The 20,415-nt window shown below is 57.5% G+C and carries 32 protein-coding genes; 31 read left to right on the top strand and 1 reads right to left on the bottom strand.

Features of this window, described 5'->3' with window-relative positions:
* The first annotated feature begins 52 nt into the window (after positions 1 to 52).
* The 30 genes from rpsJ (at position 53) to bfr (ending at position 15,978) form a co-directional block, all read left to right on the top strand.
* Positions 53 to 364, top strand: a complete 312-nt coding sequence (gene rpsJ / locus P0Y58_27570; GenBank protein WEK30595.1) for a 30S ribosomal protein S10 — start codon at positions 53 to 55, stop codon at positions 362 to 364.
* Positions 365 to 444: 80 nt separating this feature from the next.
* Positions 445 to 1,080 (top strand): 50S ribosomal protein L3, encoded by a 636-nt coding sequence (gene rplC, locus P0Y58_27565; protein WEK30594.1) that lies wholly within the window; start codon positions 445 to 447, stop codon positions 1,078 to 1,080.
* 12 nt (positions 1,081 to 1,092) lie between these two features.
* Entirely contained in the window at positions 1,093 to 1,695 is a 603-nt protein-coding gene (gene rplD, locus P0Y58_27560; GenBank protein WEK30593.1) for a 50S ribosomal protein L4, read from the top strand.
* Positions 1,692 to 1,991, top strand: a complete 300-nt coding sequence (rplW, locus tag P0Y58_27555; protein WEK30592.1) for a 50S ribosomal protein L23 — start codon at positions 1,692 to 1,694, stop codon at positions 1,989 to 1,991. Before rplD ends, rplW begins: the two co-directional genes overlap by 4 nt.
* Positions 1,992 to 2,005: 14 nt before the next feature.
* Positions 2,006 to 2,830 carry a 50S ribosomal protein L2 gene (gene rplB / locus P0Y58_27550; GenBank protein ID WEK30591.1) on the top strand — a complete coding sequence of 275 codons (825 nt, stop codon included), beginning with the start codon at positions 2,006 to 2,008 and terminating at the stop codon, positions 2,828 to 2,830.
* 16 nt (positions 2,831 to 2,846) lie between these two features.
* Positions 2,847 to 3,122 (top strand): 30S ribosomal protein S19, encoded by a 276-nt coding sequence (rpsS, locus tag P0Y58_27545; GenBank protein WEK30590.1) that lies wholly within the window; start codon positions 2,847 to 2,849, stop codon positions 3,120 to 3,122.
* An 11-nt stretch (positions 3,123 to 3,133) separates the two neighbouring features.
* Positions 3,134 to 3,466 carry a 50S ribosomal protein L22 gene (rplV, locus tag P0Y58_27540; protein ID WEK30589.1) on the top strand — a complete coding sequence of 111 codons (333 nt, stop codon included), beginning with the start codon at positions 3,134 to 3,136 and terminating at the stop codon, positions 3,464 to 3,466.
* Between the two features lie 13 nt (positions 3,467 to 3,479).
* Positions 3,480 to 4,166, top strand: coding sequence for a 30S ribosomal protein S3 (gene rpsC, locus P0Y58_27535; protein ID WEK30588.1), 687 nt, complete (start codon positions 3,480 to 3,482; stop codon positions 4,164 to 4,166).
* A gap of 12 nt (positions 4,167 to 4,178) precedes the next feature.
* A complete protein-coding gene (gene rplP, locus P0Y58_27530) occupies positions 4,179 to 4,592 on the top strand; it encodes a 50S ribosomal protein L16 (protein ID WEK30587.1) in 414 nt (137 codons plus the stop codon).
* Positions 4,592 to 4,783 carry a 50S ribosomal protein L29 gene (rpmC, locus tag P0Y58_27525; protein ID WEK30586.1) on the top strand — a complete coding sequence of 64 codons (192 nt, stop codon included), beginning with the start codon at positions 4,592 to 4,594 and terminating at the stop codon, positions 4,781 to 4,783. Before rplP ends, rpmC begins: the two co-directional genes overlap by 1 nt.
* Positions 4,784 to 4,785: 2 nt before the next feature.
* Positions 4,786 to 5,052, top strand: coding sequence for a 30S ribosomal protein S17 (rpsQ, locus tag P0Y58_27520; protein ID WEK30585.1), 267 nt, complete (start codon positions 4,786 to 4,788; stop codon positions 5,050 to 5,052).
* 23 nt (positions 5,053 to 5,075) lie between these two features.
* Entirely contained in the window at positions 5,076 to 5,444 is a 369-nt protein-coding gene (gene rplN / locus P0Y58_27515; GenBank protein WEK30584.1) for a 50S ribosomal protein L14, read from the top strand.
* Between the two features lie 11 nt (positions 5,445 to 5,455).
* Positions 5,456 to 5,770, top strand: coding sequence for a 50S ribosomal protein L24 (rplX, locus tag P0Y58_27510; GenBank protein WEK30583.1), 315 nt, complete (start codon positions 5,456 to 5,458; stop codon positions 5,768 to 5,770).
* Between the two features lie 20 nt (positions 5,771 to 5,790).
* Entirely contained in the window at positions 5,791 to 6,330 is a 540-nt protein-coding gene (gene rplE / locus P0Y58_27505) for a 50S ribosomal protein L5 (GenBank protein WEK30582.1), read from the top strand.
* Between the two features lie 13 nt (positions 6,331 to 6,343).
* Positions 6,344 to 6,649, top strand: a complete 306-nt coding sequence (gene rpsN, locus P0Y58_27500; protein ID WEK30581.1) for a 30S ribosomal protein S14 — start codon at positions 6,344 to 6,346, stop codon at positions 6,647 to 6,649.
* Between the two features lie 209 nt (positions 6,650 to 6,858).
* Positions 6,859 to 7,251, top strand: coding sequence for a 30S ribosomal protein S8 (gene rpsH, locus P0Y58_27495; GenBank protein WEK30580.1), 393 nt, complete (start codon positions 6,859 to 6,861; stop codon positions 7,249 to 7,251).
* Positions 7,252 to 7,263: 12 nt separating this feature from the next.
* Positions 7,264 to 7,797 carry a 50S ribosomal protein L6 gene (gene rplF, locus P0Y58_27490; protein ID WEK30579.1) on the top strand — a complete coding sequence of 178 codons (534 nt, stop codon included), beginning with the start codon at positions 7,264 to 7,266 and terminating at the stop codon, positions 7,795 to 7,797.
* Between the two features lie 10 nt (positions 7,798 to 7,807).
* Positions 7,808 to 8,158 carry a 50S ribosomal protein L18 gene (gene rplR, locus P0Y58_27485; GenBank protein ID WEK30578.1) on the top strand — a complete coding sequence of 117 codons (351 nt, stop codon included), beginning with the start codon at positions 7,808 to 7,810 and terminating at the stop codon, positions 8,156 to 8,158.
* Positions 8,159 to 8,161: 3 nt separating this feature from the next.
* Positions 8,162 to 8,662 (top strand): 30S ribosomal protein S5, encoded by a 501-nt coding sequence (rpsE, locus tag P0Y58_27480; GenBank protein WEK30577.1) that lies wholly within the window; start codon positions 8,162 to 8,164, stop codon positions 8,660 to 8,662.
* 2 nt (positions 8,663 to 8,664) lie between these two features.
* A complete protein-coding gene (rpmD, locus tag P0Y58_27475) occupies positions 8,665 to 8,841 on the top strand; it encodes a 50S ribosomal protein L30 (protein WEK30576.1) in 177 nt (58 codons plus the stop codon).
* 3 nt (positions 8,842 to 8,844) lie between these two features.
* Positions 8,845 to 9,279: a 50S ribosomal protein L15 gene (rplO, locus tag P0Y58_27470; GenBank protein WEK30575.1), complete on the top strand. Its 435-nt coding sequence runs from the start codon at positions 8,845 to 8,847 to the stop codon at positions 9,277 to 9,279.
* Positions 9,280 to 10,611, top strand: coding sequence for a preprotein translocase subunit SecY (gene secY, locus P0Y58_27465; protein WEK30574.1), 1,332 nt, complete (start codon positions 9,280 to 9,282; stop codon positions 10,609 to 10,611).
* 28 nt (positions 10,612 to 10,639) lie between these two features.
* On the top strand, positions 10,640 to 10,756 hold the full coding sequence (rpmJ, locus tag P0Y58_27460; protein ID WEK30573.1) for a 50S ribosomal protein L36: 117 nt from the start codon (positions 10,640 to 10,642) through the stop codon (positions 10,754 to 10,756).
* Between the two features lie 129 nt (positions 10,757 to 10,885).
* Positions 10,886 to 11,242, top strand: coding sequence for a 30S ribosomal protein S13 (rpsM, locus tag P0Y58_27455; protein ID WEK30572.1), 357 nt, complete (start codon positions 10,886 to 10,888; stop codon positions 11,240 to 11,242).
* A gap of 18 nt (positions 11,243 to 11,260) precedes the next feature.
* Positions 11,261 to 11,650, top strand: coding sequence for a 30S ribosomal protein S11 (gene rpsK, locus P0Y58_27450; GenBank protein WEK30571.1), 390 nt, complete (start codon positions 11,261 to 11,263; stop codon positions 11,648 to 11,650).
* A 15-nt stretch (positions 11,651 to 11,665) separates the two neighbouring features.
* Positions 11,666 to 12,286, top strand: coding sequence for a 30S ribosomal protein S4 (rpsD, locus tag P0Y58_27445; GenBank protein WEK30570.1), 621 nt, complete (start codon positions 11,666 to 11,668; stop codon positions 12,284 to 12,286).
* A 22-nt stretch (positions 12,287 to 12,308) separates the two neighbouring features.
* Positions 12,309 to 13,310 (top strand): DNA-directed RNA polymerase subunit alpha, encoded by a 1,002-nt coding sequence (gene rpoA / locus P0Y58_27440; GenBank protein ID WEK30569.1) that lies wholly within the window; start codon positions 12,309 to 12,311, stop codon positions 13,308 to 13,310.
* A 42-nt stretch (positions 13,311 to 13,352) separates the two neighbouring features.
* Entirely contained in the window at positions 13,353 to 13,739 is a 387-nt protein-coding gene (gene rplQ / locus P0Y58_27435) for a 50S ribosomal protein L17 (GenBank protein ID WEK30568.1), read from the top strand.
* Between the two features lie 171 nt (positions 13,740 to 13,910).
* A complete protein-coding gene (locus P0Y58_27430; GenBank protein WEK30567.1) occupies positions 13,911 to 15,350 on the top strand; it encodes a catalase in 1,440 nt (479 codons plus the stop codon).
* A gap of 163 nt (positions 15,351 to 15,513) precedes the next feature.
* Positions 15,514 to 15,978: a bacterioferritin gene (gene bfr / locus P0Y58_27425; GenBank protein WEK30566.1), complete on the top strand. Its 465-nt coding sequence runs from the start codon at positions 15,514 to 15,516 to the stop codon at positions 15,976 to 15,978.
* A gap of 72 nt (positions 15,979 to 16,050) precedes the next feature.
* Here bfr and uvrA read toward each other — a convergent pair whose 3' ends face one another.
* A complete protein-coding gene (uvrA, locus tag P0Y58_27420) occupies positions 16,051 to 18,885 on the bottom strand; it encodes an excinuclease ABC subunit UvrA (protein ID WEK30565.1) in 2,835 nt (944 codons plus the stop codon).
* Positions 18,886 to 19,014: 129 nt separating this feature from the next.
* On the opposite strand from uvrA, the gene P0Y58_27415 reads away from it, so the two are divergent.
* Entirely contained in the window at positions 19,015 to 20,409 is a 1,395-nt protein-coding gene (locus tag P0Y58_27415) for an MFS transporter (protein ID WEK30564.1), read from the top strand.
* Positions 20,410 to 20,415 lie beyond the last annotated feature (6 nt).

Below are 20,415 nucleotides of genomic sequence, written 5' to 3'. Positions count from 1 at the left end.
CTTTTAGCGGGCGTAGTGCGTCCGTTGGGAACAGCCTGGAGTCTGAAATCCAATGCAAAATCAGCAAATCCGAATCAGGTTGAAGGCTTTTGACCATCGCCTGATCGACCAATCCACCCAGGAAATCGTGGAAACCGCGAAACGTACTGGTGCACAAGTGCGTGGTCCAATTCCACTGCCTACCCGCAAAGAGCGTTTCACCGTTCTGGTTTCCCCGCACGTCAACAAAGACGCGCGTGACCAGTACGAGATTCGCACTCATAAGCGTGTTCTGGACATCGTCCAGCCAACGGATAAAACCGTTGATGCGCTGATGAAGCTTGATCTCGCGGCAGGTGTGGAAGTGCAGATCAGCCTCGGCTAAGACTTCGGTCTTAACCGTGTAACGCTCTGAAATGGGCGGCCATAGCGGGTGAAAGCCCCGTACACTCATGAGGTTACAACATGACTATTGGTGTAGTCGGGCGTAAATGCGGTATGACCCGCGTTTTCACCGAAGAAGGTGTCTCCATTCCGGTCACGGTCATTGAGATCGAGCCGAATCGCGTCACCCAGTTCAAAACCGAAGAAACCGATGGCTACCGTGCAGTGCAAATCACTGTCGGCGAGCGTCGTGCTTCGCGTGTGACTGCCGCTCAGGCAGGCCACTTCGCCAAGGCCAACGTTGCCGCTGGTCGCGGTGTTTGGGAGTTCCGTCTTGAAGAAGGCGATTTCCAGGCTGGCGATCTGATCAAAGCTGAACTCTTCACTGAAGGCCAGCTGGTTGACGTTACTGGTCAGTCGAAAGGTAAAGGCTTTGCCGGTACCATCAAGCGCTGGAACTTCCGTGGTCAGGACAACACCCACGGTAACTCCGTGTCGCACCGTGTTCCTGGTTCCATCGGCCAGTGCCAGACTCCTGGTCGTGTGTTCAAGGGCAAGAAAATGTCCGGTCACATGGGCGCCGAGCGCGTGACTGTTCAGTCCCTGGAAGTAGTTCGCGTAGACGCTGAACGCAACCTGCTGCTGATCAAGGGTGCCGTACCTGGCGCTACTGGCGGCGACGTGGTTGTACGTCCAGCTGTCAAGGCTCGCGGTTAAGGGGAAACTGACATGCAACTTAATGTAAATGACGCTCAGGCGATCGAAGTTTCCGAACTGACTTTCGGTGGCGAATACAACGAGACGCTGGTACACCAAGCAGTCGTGGCCTACATGGCCGGCGGCCGTCAGGGCACCAAGCAGCAAAAGACCCGTTCCGACGTTTCCGGTGGCGGTAAGCGCCCATGGCGTCAGAAGGGTACTGGCCGTGCTCGTGCTGGTACCACTCGTGGTCCGATCTGGCGTGGCGGTGGTGTAACCTTCGCAGCTCGCCCTCAAGATCACTCGCAGAAGCTCAACAAGAAGATGTACCGCGCAGCTCTGCGCTCCATCCTTGCTGAGCTGGTGCGTAGCGACCGTCTGGTCGTGGTTCAGGACTTCGCTGTTGAAGCACCGAAAACCAAAGATCTGCTGAACAAGCTGAACGGCATGGGTCTGACCGACGTACTGATCGTTTCGGACGCTGTTGATCAGAACCTGTACCTGGCTGCTCGTAACCTGCCGCACGTCGACGTACGTGACGTACAAGGTTCCGACCCGGTCAGTCTGATCGCATACGAGAAAGTGTTGATCACTGTCTCGGCCGTGAAGAAATTCGAGGAGCTGCTGGGATGAACCAGGAACGCGTATTCAAAGTCCTCCTTGGCCCGCACGTTTCCGAGAAGGCTACCGTTCTGGCTGAGAAGAAAGGCCAGTTCGTATTCAAGGTTGCTACTGACGCAACCAAGCTGGAAATCAAGAAAGCTGTCGAAGGCCTGTTCAACGTAAAAGTTGAAAACGTGTCGACTGTTAACGTTCTGGGTAAAACCAAGCGTACCGCACGTGGTCTGGGCAAGCGTAATGACTGGAAGAAGGCGATCGTATCCCTTCAGCCAGGCCAAGATCTCGATTTCAGCAGCAGTGCTGAGTAAGGAAGGGGTGCATCATGGCAATCGTTAAATGCAAACCGACTTCCCCTGGCCGCCGTTTCGTGGTCAAGGTGGTCAACAAGGAGCTGCACAAAGGCGCTCCTCACGCACCGCTGCTCGAGAAGAAATCGAAGTCTGGTGGTCGTAACAACAATGGCCGCATTACCACTCGTCACGTTGGTGGTGGTCATAAGCAGCATTACCGTCTGGTTGACTTCCGTCGCAACGACAAAGATGGCATTCCAGCCACTGTCGAGCGTATCGAATACGACCCGAACCGTACTGCTCACATCGCCCTGCTGTGCTACGCAGACGGTGAGCGTCGCTACATCATCGCCCCTAAAGGCGTGAGTGCTGGCGACCAGCTGATCGCAGGTGCCCTGGCCCCAATCAAGGCCGGTAACTCCCTGCAGCTGCGCAACATTCCAGTAGGTAGCACCATTCACGGCGTCGAACTGAAGCCGGGTAAAGGTGCTCAGATCGCTCGTTCCGCTGGTGCTTCGGCTCAGCTGATCGCTCGTGACGGCGTGTACGTGACTCTGCGTCTGCGCTCCGGTGAGATGCGTAAAGTACTGGCTGAGTGCCGTGCGACCCTGGGCGAAGTCTCGAACTCCGAGCACAGCCTGCGCTCGCTGGGTAAAGCTGGTGCCAAACGCTGGCGCGGCGTTCGCCCAACCGTTCGTGGTGTTGCCATGAACCCGGTTGACCACCCACATGGTGGTGGTGAAGGTCGTACCTCTGGTGGTCGTCATCCGGTATCGCCATGGGGCTTCCCAACCAAGGGTGCAAAAACCCGCGGTAATAAGCGTACCGACAAAATGATCGTCCGTCGTCGCAAGTAACTAGAGGGATACGACAGTGCCACGTTCTCTGAAAAAAGGTCCTTTTATCGATCTTCACCTGTTGAAGAAGGTCGAAGTGGCGGTGGAGAAGAATGATCGCAAGCCAGTTAAAACCTGGTCGCGTCGTTCGATGATCCTGCCACAAATGGTCGGTCTGACCATCGCGGTTCACAACGGTCGCCTGCATGTTCCAGTTCTCGTGAACGAAGACATGGTCGGCCATAAACTGGGCGAGTTCGCCGGTACCCGCACTTATCGCGGGCACGTGGCTGACAAGAAAGCCAAGCGTTAAGGGGTTAGGAAATGGAAGTAGCCGCTAAGTTGTCGGGCGCTCGAATCTCCGCCCAGAAAGCCCGCTTGGTCGCCGACCAGATCCGCGGGAAGAAGGTGGGCGAAGCGCTCAACCTGTTGGCTTTCAGCAGCAAAAAAGCCGCTGAAATCATGAAGAAAGTCCTCGAGTCGGCCGTAGCCAACGCCGAACACAACGAAGGCGCAGACGTTGATGACCTGAAGGTCTCCACCGTTTTCGTCAACGAAGGGCGTTCGCTGAAGCGCATCATGCCGCGTGCCAAAGGCCGCGCAGATCGCATCGTCAAGCGGTCTTGCCATATCACTGTCAAGGTTGCTGACAAGTAACGGAGTCGATCAGATGGGTCAGAAAGTACATCCCACTGGCATTCGCCTGGGAATCGTCAAGGAGCACACTTCCGTCTGGTACGCAGACGGCGCGACTTATGCAGACTACCTGTTGAAGGATCTGCAAACGCGTGAGTACCTCCAAGACAAACTAAAAAGCGCGTCCGTAAGCCGTATCGATATCCATCGTCCGGCCCAAACTGCACGCATCACCATCCACACCGCTCGTCCAGGTATTGTTATCGGGAAGAAAGGTGAGGACGTTGAGAAACTGCGTCAGGACCTGACCAAAAAGATGGGTGTGCCTGTGCACATCAACATCGAAGAGATCCGCAAGCCGGAACTCGACGCCATGCTGGTTGCGCAAAGCGTAGCTCAGCAGCTGGAACGCCGCGTAATGTTCCGTCGCGCCATGAAGCGCGCCGTGCAGAACGCCATGCGTATTGGTGCCAAGGGCATCAAGATCCAGGTGAGCGGTCGTCTCGGCGGCGCCGAGATTGCTCGTACCGAGTGGTATCGCGAAGGTCGTGTGCCCCTGCACACCCTGCGTGCTGATATCGACTACAACACCTACGAAGCTCACACCACTTACGGTGTGATCGGTGTGAAGGTTTGGATCTTCAAAGGCGAAGTTATTGGTGGTCGCCAAGAAGAACTGAAACCACAAGCACCAGCGCCTCGTAAAAAAGCTGCTAAGTAAGGGGTACGCCAAATGTTGCAACCAAAGCGTACAAAATTCCGCAAGCAGATGACTGGCCACAACCGTGGTCTGGCACTGCGCGGTAGCAAAGTCAGCTTCGGCGAATTCGCCCTGAAGGCTGTTGCTCGTGGTCGCCTCACCGCTCGCCAGATCGAGTCCGCACGTCGTGCGTTGACCCGTCACGTTAAACGTGGCGGTAAGATCTGGATCCGTGTGTTCCCGGACAAGCCGATCTCCAAAAAGCCTCTTGAGGTTCGTATGGGTAAAGGTAAGGGCTCCGTGGAATACTGGGTTGCCCAGATTCAGCCAGGCAAAGTCCTGTATGAGATCGAGGGTGTTTCTGAAGAGCTGGCGCGCGAAGCTTTCGCCCTGGCTGCTGCAAAGCTGCCTCTCGCCACCTCCTTTGTTAAGCGGACGGTGATGTGATGAAAGCGAATGAACTTCGTGAAAAATCGGCACAGCAGCTGAACGAGCAACTGCTCGGCTTGCTGCGCGACCAGTTCAATCTGCGCATGCAGAAAGCAACTGGCCAGTTGGGGCAGTCGCACCTGCTCTCGCAAGTTAAGCGTGACATCGCTCGCGTGAAAACTGTGCTCAACCAGCAGGCAGGTAAGTGATCATGGCTGAAGCTGAAAAAACCGTCCGTACGCTGACTGGCCGTGTCGTCAGTGACAAAATGGACAAGACCATCACCGTTCTGATCGAGCGTCGCGTAAAGCACCCGATCTACGGTAAATACGTTAAGCGTTCGACTAAGCTGCACGCGCACGACGAAACCAATCAGTGCAAGATCGGCGACAAGGTTTCCATTACCGAAACCCGTCCGCTGGCCAAGACCAAGTCTTGGGCGCTGGTTGAAGTCCTCGAACGCGCTGTTGAAGTCTAAGGGCTAGGGGTCGGAGAAATTTTATGATTCAGACTCAATCCATGCTCGATGTGGCCGATAACAGCGGCGCGCGTCGCGTCATGTGCATCAAGGTGCTCGGCGGTTCCCACCGCCGTTACGCCGGCATCGGTGACATCATCAAAGTAACCGTCAAGGAAGCAATTCCGCGCGGTAAGGTCAAAAAAGGCCAGGTGATGACTGCTGTTGTTGTGCGCACCCGTCACGGTGTTCGTCGCGCTGACGGTTCCATCATTCGTTTCGACGGCAACGCTGCTGTTCTGCTGAACAACAAGCAAGAGCCGATCGGCACTCGCATCTTCGGGCCAGTGACCCGTGAACTTCGTACTGAGAAGTTCATGAAGATCGTCTCGCTCGCCCCTGAAGTGCTGTAAGGAGATCCGACATGCAAAAGATTCGTCGTGACGACGAGATCATCGTGATCGCCGGCAAAGACAAAGGTAAGCGCGGTAAGGTGCTGAAGGTTCTGGCTGATGACCGTCTGGTCATCGGTGGTGTGAACCTGGTCAAGCGTCATACCAAGCCTAACCCGATGGCGGGCGTTCAGGGCGGTATCGTCGAGAAAGAAGCGCCTCTGCACGCTTCCAACGTTGCCATCTTCAACGGCGAAACCAACAAGGCTGACCGCGTTGGTTTCAAAGTAGAAGACGGTAAGAAAATTCGTGTCTTCAAGTCGACCCAAAAAGCGGTTGATGCTTGAACACTGCTAGGTAGAAGACCATGGCACGACTGAAAGAGATTTACCGGAACGAAATCGCTCCTAAGCTTAAGGAAGAACTTAAGCTGTCGAACGTGATGGAAGTTCCGCGCGTTACCAAAATCACCCTGAACATGGGTCTGGGCGAAGCGATCGGCGACAAAAAAGTCATCGAGCACGCTGTGGCCGACATGGAAAAAATCACCGGTCAAAAGGCCGTTGTGACTTTCGCTCGCAAATCCATCGCTGGCTTCAAAGTCCGCGAAGGATGGCCGATCGGCGTCAAGGTGACCCTGCGTAGCGACAAGATGTACGAATTCCTGGACCGCCTGCTGGCGATCTCCCTGCCTCGGGTTCGCGACTTCCGCGGCCTGAATGCCAAGTCCTTCGATGGCCGTGGCAACTACAGCATGGGCGTGAAAGAGCAGATCATCTTCCCGGAAATCGATTACGACAAGATCGATGCTCTGCGCGGTTTGGACATCACCCTGACCACCACTGCTCGTTCGGACGACGAAGGCCGCGCTCTGCTGCGTGCTTTCAAGTTCCCGTTCCGCAACTGATTGGAGTAGGAAAATGGCCAAGAAGAGCATGAAAAACCGCGAGCTGAAGCGTCAGCTCACGGTAGCAAAGTTCGCTAAGAAGCGTGCTGAGCTGAAAGCGACCATCGTCAACCTGAACGCCTCTCCAGAAGAGCGTTTTGCTGCCGTTGTCGCTCTGCAGAAGCAGCCACGTGATGCCAGCGCTGCGCGTCTGCGCAACCGTTGCCGCCTGACCGGTCGTCCTCACGGTGTATACCGTAAGTTCGGCCTGGGCCGTAACATGCTGCGTCAAGCGGCAATGCGCGGCGACGTACCAGGTCTGGTCAAGGCCTCCTGGTAATCGCTGTCGGTGTGATCCCGGTGGAAGGGGAGCAATCTTCCGACCGCCGGTGACCTCGCCAAGAAACAAGCCCCTATATGGGGCTTGTTTCGTTTCTGCCTTGTGTCTAGAATGATCGGCTCACCCGAGCCTGGGTTTTCTGCCCAATCCGCTCAGGTGGTTGTCATAGCCGCAAGGCTAATAATTCTTGTATCAGGAGCATCTAGCCCATGAGTATGCAGGACCCGTTAGCGGACATGCTAACTCGCATCCGTAATGCCCAGATGGCTGAAAAGTCCGTCGTAAGCATGCCTTCTTCTACCCTGAAGGTTGCGGTTGCCAAAGTTCTGAAGGACGAAGGTTACATCGCTGGCTACCAGGTAACTGGTGAAGCCAAGCCTTCCCTGTCGATCGAACTGAAGTACTTCGAAGGCCGTCCGGTCATCGAGGAACTGAAGCGCTCCAGCCGTCCAGGCCTGCGCCAGTACAAGGCCGTCACCGATCTGCCGAAAGTACGTGGCGGTCTGGGCGTGTCTATTGTCTCCACCAACAAAGGTGTGATGACTGATCGCGCTGCGCGCGCTGCCGGTGTCGGCGGCGAAGTTCTGTGCACAGTGTTCTAAGGGGGGATAGACATGTCTCGCGTCGCTAAGAACCCCGTAAAGCTGCCGTCCGGTGTCGAAGTCAAATTCGCCGGTCAACAGCTTTCGGTGAAGGGTGCCAAGGGCTCCCTCGAACTGAACGTTCACTCGTCTGTTGAAGTTACCGAAGAGTCTGGTGAGCTGCGCTTCGTCGCTCGCAATGGTGACCAGCAAGCTCGTGCCATGGCCGGTACTACCCGTGCACTGGTCAACAACATGGTCCAGGGCGTAAGCCAAGGCTTCGAGCGTAAGCTCCAGCTGGTCGGTGTTGGTTACAAGGCACAGGCTAAAGGCACCGTCCTGAACCTGGCCCTGGGCTTCTCGCATCCAATCGACTACGAACTGCCAGCCGGTATCACCGCTGAAACGCCTAGCCAGACCGATATCCTGATCAAGGGTATCGACAAGCAGCTGGTAGGTCAGGTGGCCGCTGAAATCCGCGACTTCCGTCCACCAGAGCCTTACAAAGGCAAAGGTGTGCGTTACGCGGACGAAGTAGTCCGTCGTAAAGAAGCCAAGAAGAAGTAGGGCCTAGTAAATGACCGACAAAAAAGTTACTCGACTGCGTCGCGCTCGCAAAGCACGTCTCAAGATGCACGAACTCGAAGTCGTGCGCCTGTGCGTGTTCCGCTCCTCGCAGCACATCTATGCCCAGGTCATTTCGGCCGACGGCAGCAAGGTTCTGGCAAGCGCCTCGACCTTGGACAAAGACCTGCGTGATGGCGCCACTGGCAACATCGACGCGGCCACTAAGGTTGGCAAGCTGGTAGCTGAGCGTGCGAAAGCCGCCGGTGTATCTCAAGTTGCCTTTGACCGTTCCGGCTTCAAGTACCATGGCCGCGTCAAAGCGCTGGCTGATGCTGCTCGTGAAGGCGGGCTGGAGTTCTAAGTTATGGCAAATAACGATCAAAAGCGCGACGAAGGCTACATCGAGAAGCTGGTTCAGGTTAACCGCGTTGCCAAGACCGTAAAAGGCGGCCGTATCTTCACCTTCACCGCGTTGACCGTGGTGGGTGATGGTAAAGGTCGTGTAGGTTTCGGCCGTGGCAAATCGCGCGAAGTACCTGCTGCGATCCAGAAAGCCATGGAAGCTGCTCGTCGCAACATGATCCAGGTTGACCTGAAGGGCACCACCCTGCAGTACGCCACCAAGGCTGCCCACGGCGCCTCGAAGGTTTACATGCAGCCTGCCTCGGAAGGTACCGGTATCATCGCCGGCGGCGCTATGCGTGCCGTCCTGGAAGTTGCTGGCGTTCAGAACGTACTGGCCAAGTGCTACGGTTCGACCAACCCAGTGAACGTGGTTTACGCCACCTTCAAGGGTCTGAAAGCCATGCAATCTCCTGAATCCATTGCTGCCAAGCGCGGCAAGAGCGTCGAGGAGATCTTCTGATCATGGCAACCGTAAAAGTAACGCTGATCAAGAGCGTCTCGGGTCGTCTGCCTAACCACAAACTGTGTGTTAAGGGCCTGGGTCTGCGTCGCATCGGTCACACTGTAGAAGTCCTGGATACTCCCGAGAATCGCGGGATGATCAACAAGGCTTACTACATGCTGCGCGTCGAGGGTTAATCGATGAAACTCAATGATCTGAGTCCAGCGCCGGGTTCCCGTCGCGAAAAGCATCGTCCGGGTCGTGGTATCGGTAGCGGTCTGGGTAAGACCGGCGGCCGTGGCCACAAAGGTCAAACCTCCCGTTCGGGTGGTTCGATTGCTCCGGGCTTCGAAGGCGGTCAACAGCCGCTGCACCGTCGTCTGCCGAAATTCGGCTTCGTTTCCCTGAAAGCCATGGACCGCGCAGAAGTGCGTCTGTCCGAGCTGGCCAAAGTGGAAGGCGATCTGATCACCGTTCAGTCCCTCAAGGACGCCAACGTGATCGGCCAGCACGTACAGCGTGTGAAAATCATGCTGTCGGGCGAAGTCACTCGCGCAGTCACCCTCAAGGGTATCGCCGTCACCAAAGGTGCGCGTGCGGCTATCGAAGCAGCTGGCGGCAAATTCGAGGAATAAATGGCTAAGCAAGGTGCTCTCTCTTCGCTCGGTAAGGGCGGGATGTCGGAACTCTGGGCTCGTCTGCGCTTTCTGTTCATGGCGATCATCGTCTATCGGATAGGTGCGCATATCCCGGTTCCCGGCATCAATCCGGACCGTCTGGCGGATCTGTTTCGGCAGAATGAGGGGACCATTCTTAGCTTGTTCAACATGTTTTCCGGTGGCGCGCTTGAGCGCATGAGCATCTTTGCACTGGGGATCATGCCGTACATTTCGGCATCGATCATCATGCAGCTGATGACGGCGGTCAGCCCGCAACTGGAGCAGTTGAAGAAGGAAGGTGAAGCTGGCCGTCGCAAGATCAGCCAGTACACCCGCTACGGCACCGTTATCCTGGCACTGGTTCAAGCCATTGGCATGTCCATTGGCCTGGCCAACCAGGGCGTGGCGTTTTCTGCGGGCCTGGGCTTCCATGTCGTTGCCGTCTCCACTTTCGTGGCAGGCGCGATGTTCATGATGTGGCTGGGCGAGCAGATCACCGAGCGCGGTGTGGGCAACGGTATCTCGATGTTGATCTTCGCAGGTATCGTTGCCGGTCTTCCGAGAGCAATCGGGCAGTCTTTCGAGTCTGCACGCACAGGCGATATCAACATTTTCGCCCTGGTCGCTATCGGTTTGCTGGCAGTAGCGATTATCGGTTTTGTGGTGTTCATTGAGCGTGGTCAGCGTCGTATCGCCGTTCACTACGCCAAGCGTCAGCAGGGCCGCAAGGTTTTTGCTGCGCAGACCAGCCACTTGCCGCTGAAGGTGAACATGGCGGGGGTTATCCCGGCCATTTTCGCGAGCAGCATTTTGCTGTTCCCGGCTTCGCTGGGTGCCTGGTTCGGTCAGTCCGAAGGTATGGGCTGGCTGCAGGACATCTCGCAGTCGATCGCTCCTGGTCAGCCGTTGAACATTCTGCTGTTTAGTGCAGGGATCATTTTCTTCTGCTTCTTCTACACAGCGTTGATGTTCAACCCGAAAGACGTAGCGGAAAACCTGAAGAAGTCCGGTGCCTTTATTCCGGGTATCCGTCCTGGTGAGCAGTCTGCGCGCTACATTGATGGCGTTCTGACTCGTTTGACCATGTTCGGTGCTCTTTACATGATGGCCGTATGCCTTCTGCCCCAGTTCCTGGTGGTGGCAGCAAATGTGCCGTTCTACCTTGGCGGGACCTCGTTGCTGATTGTGGTAGTGGTTGTGATGGACTTCATGTCCCAAGTACAATCGCACCTCGTTTCGCACCAGTACGAATCCCTGATGAAGAAAGCCAACCTGAAAGGCTACGGTGGCAGCGGTTTGCTGCGCTGATACGCCCCTAAGGTTCGAGGAGTCGGTAATGAAAGTTCGTGCATCGGTGAAAAAGCTGTGCCGTAACTGCAAGATCATCCGTCGCGAAGGCGTCGTTCGAGTGATCTGCAGCGCGGAACCGCGTCACAAACAGCGCCAAGGCTGAGTGTGATTTGCGACAAACCCAGCAGCTAGTGTGCTGCTGGGTTGATTAATCGTTTCTACAGCGATATTATCTCGCGCCCTATTTCTTGGCTTCCGGGGCGTAGGTAGCTGTCAATTGGAGTCCCACTGAATGGCCCGTATTGCAGGCGTCAACATTCCAGATAACAAGCATACTGTTATCTCGCTGACCTACATCTATGGTGTCGGTCGCACAACTGCGCAGAAGATCTGTGCAGACACTGGTGTAAATCCAGCCGCTAAGATCAAGGATCTGAGCGACGAGCAAATCGAAACCCTGCGTGGCGAAGTCGCGAAGTTCACCACCGAAGGTGATCTGCGTCGTGACATCAACATGAAGATCAAACGCTTGATGGACCTGGGTTGCTACCGCGGCCTGCGTCATCGTAAAGGTCTGCCGGTTCGCGGTCAGCGCACCAAGACCAACGCACGCACCCGTAAGGGCCCGCGTAAGCCGATCCGCAAGTAACCGCCCAGGAATATAGACATGGCAAAACCTGCTGCTCGTCCTCGTAAGAAAGTCAAAAAGACAGTGGTTGATGGCATCGCCCACATCCATGCATCTTTCAACAACACCATCGTGACCATCACCGACCGTCAGGGCAATGCTTTGTCCTGGGCGACCTCCGGTGGTTCGGGTTTCCGTGGTTCGCGCAAATCCACCCCGTTCGCAGCACAGATTGCTGCTGAGCGTGCTGGTCAAGCTGCGCTGGAATACGGTCTGAAAAACCTCGACGTTAACGTCAAGGGTCCAGGTCCAGGTCGTGAGTCCGCCGTTCGTGCATTGAACAGCTGCGGGTACAAGATCGCCAGCATCACCGACGTGACGCCAATCCCGCATAACGGGTGCCGTCCGCCGAAGAAGCGCCGCGTGTAATCAGGAGACAGAAGAATGGCACGTTACATTGGTCCAAAATGCAAACTGTCTCGTCGTGAAGGCACCGATCTGTTCCTGAAGAGCGGCGTTCGCGCTCTGGAATCGAAGTGCAACATCGAAGCAGCCCCAGGTATCCACGGCCAGCGCCGTGGCCGTCAGTCCGACTACGGTACCCAGCTGCGCGAGAAACAAAAAGTCCGTCGTATCTACGGTGTTCTGGAGCGTCAGTTCCGCGGTTACTACCAAGCTGCAGCCTCGAAAAAAGGCGCAACTGGTGAAAACCTGCTGCAACTGCTCGAGTGCCGTCTGGATAACGTCGTCTACCGTATGGGCTTCGGTTCGACTCGTTCCGAATCCCGTCAGCTGGTTTCGCACAAAGCGATCAGCGTCAACGGTAAGACTGTAAACATTCCATCCTACCAAGTTCGTCCGGGTGACGTGGTCGCGGTCCGCGAGAAGTCGCTGGCCCAGCTGCGCATTGTTCAAGCCCTTGAACTGTGCGCCCAGCGTGGCCGCGTTGAGTGGGTTGACGTGGATGCTGCTAAAAAGTCGGGCGTTTTCAAGAACGTTCCTGCTCGCAGCGACCTGTCTGCCGACATCAACGAAAACCTGATTGTCGAGCTCTACTCCAAGTAAGGGCTAGAAAATAGGTGCATCCATGCAGATTTCGGTAAATGAGTTCCTGACTCCCCGCCACATTGATGTGCAGGTAGTCAGTCCGACCCGCGCCAAGATCACGCTCGAGCCTCTCGAGCGTGGCTTCGGCCACACCCTGGGCAACGCGCTGCGCCGCATCCTGTTGTCCTCCATGCCTGGCTGTGCAGTAGTCGAGGCCGAGATCGATGGCGTACTCCACGAGTACTCCGCGATCGAAGGTGTTCAGGAAGACGTAATTGAAATCCTGTTGAACCTGAAAGGCCTGGCTATCAAACTGCACGGTCGTGACGAAGTTACGCTGACCTTGTCGAAAAAGGGTTCGGGGGTGGTTACCGCTGCCGATATTCAGCTGGATCACGATGTCGAGATCGTCAACCCCGATCACGTAATCGCGAACCTGGCGTCGAATGGCGCCCTGAACATGAAGCTCACTGTAGCTCGTGGTCGCGGTTACGAGCCGGCTGACTCCCGTCAAACCGACGAAGACGAAAGCCGTAGCATTGGCCGTCTGCAGTTGGACGCTTCGTTCAGCCCGGTGCGTCGTATCGCCTATGTGGTCGAAAACGCCCGTGTTGAACAGCGTACCAACCTGGACAAGCTGGTCATTGATCTGGAAACCAACGGCACCCTGGATCCTGAAGAGGCTATCCGCCGCGCTGCGACCATCCTGCAACAGCAGTTGGCCGCGTTCGTCGACCTCAAAGGTGACAGTGAACCTGTCGTAGTCGAGCAGGAAGACGAGATCGATCCGATCCTGCTGCGTCCGGTTGACGACCTGGAACTGACTGTACGTTCGGCCAACTGCCTCAAGGCGGAGAACATCTACTACATCGGCGACCTGATTCAGCGTACCGAAGTAGAGCTGTTGAAGACTCCTAACCTGGGCAAGAAGTCCCTGACTGAAATCAAGGACGTCCTGGCCTCTCGTGGTCTGTCTCTCGGCATGCGCCTCGACAACTGGCCGCCTGCAAGTCTTAAGAAAGACGACAAGGCGACCGCCTGATCGTCGTAATCACCGAACGTAGTGTTTGGTAAGGAATGAATCATGCGTCATCGTAAAAGTGGACGTCACCTGAGCCGTACCAGCTCTCACCGCAAGGCTATGTTCCAGAACATGGCAGTGTCGTTGATCGAGCACGAGCTGATCAAAACCACCCTGCCGAAAGCCAAGGAACTGCGCCGCGTTGCCGAGCCGCTGATCACCCTGGCCAAGGAAGACAGCGTTGCTAACCGTCGTCTGGCCTTCGACCGTACCCGTTCGAAGTCCGCTGTTGGCAAACTGTTCAACGACCTGGGCAAGCGTTACGCCACCCGTCAGGGCGGCTACCTGCGCATCCTGAAGTGCGGTTTCCGCGCTGGCGACAACGCGCCTATGGCGTACGTCGAGCTGGTTGATCGTCCTGTCGGCGGTGCTGTAGAAGCCGCTGAGTAAGACGTTCTGTCTGCTACAAAGAACCGGGCCTAGTGCCCGGTTTTTTGTGTCTGTTTATATTGGCATTTTCTATTGATACAAGTCATGTAATGAATTTGTTCATGTAACGTTGCTCGTCAATACTCTCTCCAAGCCGATTAGCCGGCGCTTGAAGACCGATAAGGAGAGCCCATGAGCAAGATTCTTACTACCGCCAGCGGTGCGCCAGTAGCCGATAACCAGAACTCCCGTTCCGCCGGCCCGCGCGGCCCGCTGTTGCTCGACGACTTCCACCTGATCGAGAAGCTCGCCCATTTCAACCGCGAGAACATTCCTGAACGCCGTGTGCACGCCAAGGGTTCGGGTGCCTACGGTACCTTCACGGTAAACCGCGATATCACCCAGTACTCCAGTGCAAGGCTGTTTGAGCAAATCGGCAAGCAAACAGAAACTTTCCTTCGTTTCTCCACTGTCGGTGGCGAACGTGGCTCTGCAGACACCGAGCGCGACCCACGTGGTTTTGCCGTCAAGTTTTACACCGAGGAAGGTAACTGGGACATCGTGGGTAACAACACGCCGGTGTTCTTCATTCGCGATCCACTGAAATTCCCGGACTTTATCCACACCCAGAAGCGTCACCCCCAATCCAACCTGAAGAACGCCCAGATGATGTGGGATTTCTGGTCGCACTCTCCCGAGGCGCTGCACCAGGTCACTATTCTGTTCTCGGACCGCGGTATTCCGGACGGCTATCGCCATATGCACGGCTTTGGCAGCCACACTTACAGCTTGATCAACGCCAAGGGGGAGCGCACCTGGGTCAAATGGCATTTCAAGACCCAGCAGGGCATCAAGAACCTCGCCCCGGCAGATGCTGCACGCCTGGCGGGTACCGACCCGGATTACGCCCAGCGTGACCTGTTCGAGGCAATCGGGCGTGGTGACTATCCGCGTTGGACCGTATGCATTCAGGTGATGAGCGAAGCCGAGGCTGCCAGCCGTGACGAAAACCCCTTCGATGTAACAAAGACCTGGTCGCAGAAGGACTACCCGTTGATCGAGGTCGGCGTGCTGGAACTCAACCGTAACCCGCTCAACTACTTCTCTGAAGTGGAGCAGGCCGCGTTCGGGCCGAGCAATATGGTGCCAGGGGTGGGCCTGTCGCCGGACCGCATGCTGCAGGGCCGTGTATTCGCCTACGCAGATGCCCACCGCTACCGTGTGGGTACCAATCATCAACAGTTGCCGGTGAATGCGCCACGCTGCCCAGTCAACAGTTACCAGCGCGACGGCTCCATGGCTACCGGCAGCTATGGCAGTGCGCCGAACTACGAGCCTAACAGCTACGCTGAGGCACCTAAGCAGTCGCCACGTCATGCCGAGCCAGCACTGCCCCTGAACGGTTCGGCTGACCGATACGATCATCGTGAGGACACCGACTACTTCAGCCACGCCGGTGCGCTGTTCCGCCTGATGAGCGATGAGCAGAAGGCGCTGTTGATAAGTAACATCGCCGGGACCATGGCAGGTGTCAGCCAAGATGTAATCCAGCGCCAGTTGCATTACTTCTTCAAGGCCGACCCGGCCTATGGCGAAGGGATTGCCAAGGCCTTGGGCATCAATCTGGCCTGACTCTAAGTGATAAGCAGAACCGCCCTCATTTGGGCGGTTTTTCAATGAATATCACTACTGTTTAGCCGATTTTTTGCGTCTGATTGCGCGTTTTTCAGTGACCGCAGGCAAAAGCTGGTTCACACTGTGTGGCATAGACGTACTCACATGGAGAAGCAGGGCGATGCAAGGCCACCCAGACGTAATCAACTACCTCGTCACGCTGCTGAAGGGCGAACTGGCGGCACGCGACCAGTACTTCATTCATTCGCGCATGTACGAAGACTGGGGCCTGTCCAAGCTCTACGAGCGTATCAACCACGAGATGGAAGAAGAGACGCAGCACGCTGATGCCCTGATGCGTCGCATCCTCATGCTCGAAGGCACTCCTGACATGCGGGCGGACGACCTGGAAGTCGGCAGCACCGTGCCGGAAATGATCGAGGCTGACCTCAAGCTCGAATACAAGGTGCGTGGTGCCTTGTGCAAAGGCATCGAGCTGTGCGAGCTGCACAAGGACTACATCAGCCGTGACATTCTCCGTGCGCAATTGGCTGATACCGAAGAAGATCACACCTACTGGCTGGAGAAGCAGCAAGGTCTGATCAAGGCCATTGGCCTGGAGAACTACCTGCAGTCGCAGATGTAAGTTATCCACAGCCTCAAGAAAAAGCCCCTGGCACCAACGGTACCAGGGGCTTTTTCATTGCACCGGAAACGCTCAGGCCCGATCCCGCTCCAGCAGCGGTTTCAGGTAATGCCCTGTATACGATTGTTTCATCTCGCACAGCTCTTCGGGTGTACCGCAAGCAATGATCTGCCCACCCTTGGAGCCGCCCTCTGGCCCCAGGTCCACCAGCCAGTCGGCGGTCTTGATCACATCCAGGTTGTGCTCGATCACCACCACGGTGTTGCCGTGGTCGCGCAAACGATGCAGAACGTCCAGCAGCTGCTGTATATCAGCAAAGTGCAGGCCTGTGGTCGGCTCATCGAGGATGTACAGGGTCTTGCCGGTATCGCGTTTGGACAACTCGCGTGACAGCTTCACCCGCTGCGCTTCACCGCCAGACAATGTGGTCGCCGACTGGCCCAGTTTGATGTACGACAGGCCCACATCCATCAACGTTTGCAGCTTGCGCGCCAGTGCCGGCACCGCATCGAAGAACGCTCGGGCATCCTCGATGGTCATTTCCAGCACCTCGTGGATGTTCTTGCCCTTGTACTTGATCTCCAGGGTTTCGCGGTTGTAACGCTTGCTCTTGCAAACGTCGCAGGGCACGTAGATGTCGGGCAGGAAGTGCATTTCAACCTTGATCAGGCCATCGCCCTGGCAGGCCTCACAGCGCCCACCCTTGACGTTGAACGAGAAGCGCCCCGGGCCATAACCACGCGAACGCGATTCCGGCACGCCGGAGAAAAGCTCGCGGACGGGTGTGAATATGCCGGTGTAGGTCGCCGGGTTCGAGCGCGGGGTGCGGCCGATCGGGCTTTGGTCGATGTCCACCACTTTGTCCAGGTGCTGCAAGCCGTCCATGCTGTTGTGCGGGGCGGCCTCCAGGGTGCTTGCGCCATTGAGGGCAGTGGCAGCCAGCGGGAACAGGGTGTTGTTGATCAGTGTCGATTTGCCCGAACCGGAGACCCCGGTCACGCAGGTCAGCAGGCCGATCGGCACTTCCAGGTCGACGTTCTGCAGGTTGTTGCCGCGCGCGCCCTTGAGCTTGAGCTGCAGCTTTTTGTTGCGCGGTGTGCGCTTGGCCGGCACGACAATCTTCTTGCGCCCGGACAGGTACTTACCGGTGAGTGAATCAGGGTGGTCCATGACCTGCTGGGGCGTGCCCTCGGCGACGATCTGGCCACCGTGCACTCCGGCCCCCGGGCCAATGTCGACCACGTAGTCGGCCAAGCGAATGGCGTCCTCGTCATGCTCCACCACGATCACCGTGTTACCCAGGTCGCGCAGGTGGTTGAGGGTGCCCAGCAGGCGGTCGTTGTCGCGCTGATGAAGGCCGATGGACGGTTCATCGAGGATGTACATCACCCCTACCAGGCCGGCGCCGATCTGGCTGGCCAGGCGGATACGCTGCGCTTCGCCACCAGACAAGGTGTCGGCGCTGCGGTCCAGGGTGAGGTAGTCGAGGCCGACGTTGACCAGGAACTGCAGGCGTTCGCAGATTTCCTTGAGAATCTTCGCCGCAATTTCGCCACGGCGGCCGGTCAGTGTCAGTTCGGCGAAGTAGCTGCTGGCGTCACCGATCGGCAGGTTGGTCACTGCTGGCAGGGTCTTCTCGCCCACCCATACATGGCGTGCCTCGCGGCGCAGGCGGGTGCCGCGGCAATCCGGGCAGGGTTGCGTGCCGAGGAACTTGGCCAGCTCTTCGCGCACGGTGGCGGACTCGGTTTCGCGGTAGCGGCGCTCAAGGTTCGGCACGATGCCTTCGAACGGGTGCGAGCGTTTGACGATATCGCCACGGTCATTGAGGTACTTGAAGTCGACGCTCTGCTTGCCACTGCCTTGCAGGATCACTTTCTGGTGATCGGCCGAAAGCTCGCAGAACGGTTCTTCCAGGCTGAAGCCATAATGCGCGGCCAGCGAGCCGAGCATCTGGAAGTAGTACACGTTGCGCCGGTCCCAGCCACGAATCGCACCTTCGGCCAGGGTGAGCTCGGCATTGACCAGGCGCTTGGTGTCGAAAAACTGCTTCACTCCCAGGCCATCACAGGTCGGGCAGGCGCCGGCCGGGTTGTTGAAGGAGAACAGCTTCGGCTCCAGCTCGCTGATCGCGTGGCCGCACACCGGGCAGGCGAACCGCGCAGAGAAAATCATCTCTTCGCCTTCTTCGTCATCCATCGGTGCAACCAAGGCGATGCCGTCGGCCAGCTTCAGCGCTGTTTCGAACGATTCGGCCAAGCGTTGCTGCAGGTCGGCGCGGACTTTGAAGCGGTCCACCACCACGTCGATGCTGTGCTTCTTTTGCTTGTCCAGCTTGGGCAGTTCGTCGAGCTCACAGAGTTTGCCGTTGACCCGGGCGCGTACAAAGCCCTGGGCACGCAACTCATCGAATACCGCCAGGTGCTCACCCTTGCGCTCGCGCACTACCGGCGCCAGCAGCATCAACTTGCTGCCTTCCGGGCGCTCCAGCACCAGGTCGACCATCTGGCTGACCGTTTGTGCTTCCAACGGGATATCGTGGTCGGGGCAGCGTGGGGTACCGACGCGGGCATACAGCAGGCGCAGGTAATCGTAGATTTCGGTGATGGTGCCAACCGTAGAGCGTGGGTTGTGCGAGGTCGACTTCTGCTCGATGGAAATCGCCGGAGACAGGCCTTCGATCGTATCGACGTCAGGCTTTTCCATCATCGACAGGAACTGCCGGGCGTAGGCTGACAGCGATTCCACGTAACGGCGCTGGCCTTCGGCATACAGGGTGTCGAATGCCAGGGACGACTTGCCGGAACCGGACAGGCCGGTGATCACGATCAGCTTGTCCCGGGGCAGGGTCAGGTCGATGTTCTTCAGGTTGTGGGTCCGTGCCCCACGAATCAGGATCTTGTCCACTGCGGCCTCGCTTGGCGGGCATAAACAAGGAAGTATACGGCGCGCTGCCAGTACGCGGCAAAGCGTCGCGTAGATGCCGTCAGGCTGTCGGACTGATAGAATCGCCGCCGGTTCACACGAGGTTAATCCATGCACGACACCCACAACGAGCGCATGAGCAGCGGCGAAACCCGCGCTGCTGGCGGCCTGGCCCTGGTCTTTGCCTTTCGTATGCTGGGCATGTTCATGGTCTTGCCGGTACTGGCCACCTACGGCATGGACCTGGCCGGCGCCACGCCAGCGCTGATCGGCCTGGCCATTGGCGCCTATGGCCTGACCCAGGCGGTATTGCAGATTCCGTTCGGGATGATTTCCGACCGCATCGGCCGTCGGCCGGTGATTTACCTGGGGCTGGTGATCTTTGCCCTGGGCAGCGTACTGGCGGCCCAGGCCGACTCAATCTGGGGGGTGATCGCCGGGCGTATCCTGCAGGGCGCCGGGGCGATTTCTGCCGCCGTCATGGCGCTGCTGTCCGACCTCACCCGCGAGCAACACCGGACCAAGGCCATGGCCATGATCGGCATGAGCATCGGCCTGTCGTTTGCTGTCGCCATGGTCGTCGGCCCATTGCTGACAAGTGCCTTTGGGTTGTCAGGATTGTTCCTGGCCACGGCTGGGCTTGCGTTGGTCGGCATCCTGTTGGTCGCTTTTGTCGTGCCCAACACGCACAGCACCCTGCAGCACCGCGAGTCGGGTGTGGCACGCCAGGCCATCGGCCCGACCCTGCGCCATCCGGACCTTCTGCGCCTGGACGTGGGCATCTTCGTTCTGCACGCCATTCTCATGGCCAGCTTCGTCGCATTGCCACTGGCCTTCGTCGAGCGCGGGGGGCTGCCCAAGGAAGAACACTGGTGGGTCTACCTGACCGCGTTGTTCATCTCATTTTTTGCAATGGTCCCGTTCATTATCTACGGCGAAAAAAAGCGCAAGATGAAACGTGTGTTGGCTGGCGCGGTCAGTGTCCTGCTGCTGACAGAGATATACTTCTGGGAGTGGGCTGACGGTTTGCGCGGACTGGTGATTGGCACCGTGGTATTCTTTACCGCATTCAACCTGCTGGAGGCTTCGCTGCCTTCGCTGGTCAGCAAGGTGTCGCCTGCCGGTGGCAAGGGGACGGCAATGGGGGTTTATTCCACCAGCCAGTTCCTTGGCGCTGCCTTGGGAGGCATCCTCGGTGGCTGGTTGTTCCAGCACGGCGGGCTGAACATGGTGTTCCTCGGTTGTGCGGTGCTGTGTGCCATCTGGCTCGTAGTTGCCTTGCGCATGAACGAGCCGCCCTATGTGACCAGCCTGCGCATGCCGCTGACGCCAGAGGCAGTCCGGGAAGCCGGCCTGACCGAGCGCCTGATGGCCGTGCCGGGAGTGACCGACGCCGTTGTGGTGGCAGAAGAAGCCGCCATCTATATCAAACTGGATACGAAAATTTTGGACCGTGCGACCCTCGAGCGACTGGTGAACCCAGCCTCTTCGGCGTGCGAAGCCTAGGAGAAC

The organism is Candidatus Pseudomonas phytovorans (assembly GCA_029202525.1).
Classification (GTDB): domain Bacteria; phylum Pseudomonadota; class Gammaproteobacteria; order Pseudomonadales; family Pseudomonadaceae; genus Aquipseudomonas; species Aquipseudomonas phytovorans.
This window is presented reverse-complemented; position numbering and strand designations above follow the sequence as displayed.

What these genes read in the sequence shown, in the direction of transcription:
- rplB (WEK30591.1), top strand. Translation starts at nt 2,006, where the DNA reads ATGGCAATCGTTAAATGCAAACCGACTTCCCCTGGCCGCCGTTTCGTG.
- rplV (WEK30589.1), top strand. Translation starts at nt 3,134, where the DNA reads ATGGAAGTAGCCGCTAAGTTGTCGGGCGCTCGAATCTCCGCCCAGAAA.
- rplQ (WEK30568.1), top strand. Translation starts at nt 13,353, where the DNA reads ATGCGTCATCGTAAAAGTGGACGTCACCTGAGCCGTACCAGCTCTCAC.
- rpsH (WEK30580.1), top strand. Translation starts at nt 6,859, where the DNA reads ATGAGTATGCAGGACCCGTTAGCGGACATGCTAACTCGCATCCGTAAT.
- rplR (WEK30578.1), top strand. Translation starts at nt 7,808, where the DNA reads ATGACCGACAAAAAAGTTACTCGACTGCGTCGCGCTCGCAAAGCACGT.
- rplD (WEK30593.1), top strand. Translation starts at nt 1,093, where the DNA reads ATGCAACTTAATGTAAATGACGCTCAGGCGATCGAAGTTTCCGAACTG.
- rpsQ (WEK30585.1), top strand. Translation starts at nt 4,786, where the DNA reads ATGGCTGAAGCTGAAAAAACCGTCCGTACGCTGACTGGCCGTGTCGTC.
- rpoA (WEK30569.1), top strand. Translation starts at nt 12,309, where the DNA reads ATGCAGATTTCGGTAAATGAGTTCCTGACTCCCCGCCACATTGATGTG.
- secY (WEK30574.1), top strand. Translation starts at nt 9,280, where the DNA reads ATGGCTAAGCAAGGTGCTCTCTCTTCGCTCGGTAAGGGCGGGATGTCG.
- rpmJ (WEK30573.1), top strand. Translation starts at nt 10,640, where the DNA reads ATGAAAGTTCGTGCATCGGTGAAAAAGCTGTGCCGTAACTGCAAGATC.
- P0Y58_27415 (WEK30564.1), top strand. Translation starts at nt 19,015, where the DNA reads ATGCACGACACCCACAACGAGCGCATGAGCAGCGGCGAAACCCGCGCT.
- rpsJ (WEK30595.1), top strand. Translation starts at nt 53, where the DNA reads ATGCAAAATCAGCAAATCCGAATCAGGTTGAAGGCTTTTGACCATCGC.
- rpsM (WEK30572.1), top strand. Translation starts at nt 10,886, where the DNA reads ATGGCCCGTATTGCAGGCGTCAACATTCCAGATAACAAGCATACTGTT.
- rplO (WEK30575.1), top strand. Translation starts at nt 8,845, where the DNA reads ATGAAACTCAATGATCTGAGTCCAGCGCCGGGTTCCCGTCGCGAAAAG.
- rplX (WEK30583.1), top strand. Translation starts at nt 5,456, where the DNA reads ATGCAAAAGATTCGTCGTGACGACGAGATCATCGTGATCGCCGGCAAA.
- rpsC (WEK30588.1), top strand. Translation starts at nt 3,480, where the DNA reads ATGGGTCAGAAAGTACATCCCACTGGCATTCGCCTGGGAATCGTCAAG.
- bfr (WEK30566.1), top strand. Translation starts at nt 15,514, where the DNA reads ATGCAAGGCCACCCAGACGTAATCAACTACCTCGTCACGCTGCTGAAG.
- rpsN (WEK30581.1), top strand. Translation starts at nt 6,344, where the DNA reads ATGGCCAAGAAGAGCATGAAAAACCGCGAGCTGAAGCGTCAGCTCACG.
- rpmC (WEK30586.1), top strand. Translation starts at nt 4,592, where the DNA reads ATGAAAGCGAATGAACTTCGTGAAAAATCGGCACAGCAGCTGAACGAG.
- rplF (WEK30579.1), top strand. Translation starts at nt 7,264, where the DNA reads ATGTCTCGCGTCGCTAAGAACCCCGTAAAGCTGCCGTCCGGTGTCGAA.
- rplW (WEK30592.1), top strand. Translation starts at nt 1,692, where the DNA reads ATGAACCAGGAACGCGTATTCAAAGTCCTCCTTGGCCCGCACGTTTCC.
- rpsD (WEK30570.1), top strand. Translation starts at nt 11,666, where the DNA reads ATGGCACGTTACATTGGTCCAAAATGCAAACTGTCTCGTCGTGAAGGC.
- P0Y58_27430 (WEK30567.1), top strand. Translation starts at nt 13,911, where the DNA reads ATGAGCAAGATTCTTACTACCGCCAGCGGTGCGCCAGTAGCCGATAAC.
- rpsE (WEK30577.1), top strand. Translation starts at nt 8,162, where the DNA reads ATGGCAAATAACGATCAAAAGCGCGACGAAGGCTACATCGAGAAGCTG.
- rplC (WEK30594.1), top strand. Translation starts at nt 445, where the DNA reads ATGACTATTGGTGTAGTCGGGCGTAAATGCGGTATGACCCGCGTTTTC.
- rpsK (WEK30571.1), top strand. Translation starts at nt 11,261, where the DNA reads ATGGCAAAACCTGCTGCTCGTCCTCGTAAGAAAGTCAAAAAGACAGTG.
- rplP (WEK30587.1), top strand. Translation starts at nt 4,179, where the DNA reads ATGTTGCAACCAAAGCGTACAAAATTCCGCAAGCAGATGACTGGCCAC.
- rpmD (WEK30576.1), top strand. Translation starts at nt 8,665, where the DNA reads ATGGCAACCGTAAAAGTAACGCTGATCAAGAGCGTCTCGGGTCGTCTG.
- rplE (WEK30582.1), top strand. Translation starts at nt 5,791, where the DNA reads ATGGCACGACTGAAAGAGATTTACCGGAACGAAATCGCTCCTAAGCTT.
- rplN (WEK30584.1), top strand. Translation starts at nt 5,076, where the DNA reads ATGATTCAGACTCAATCCATGCTCGATGTGGCCGATAACAGCGGCGCG.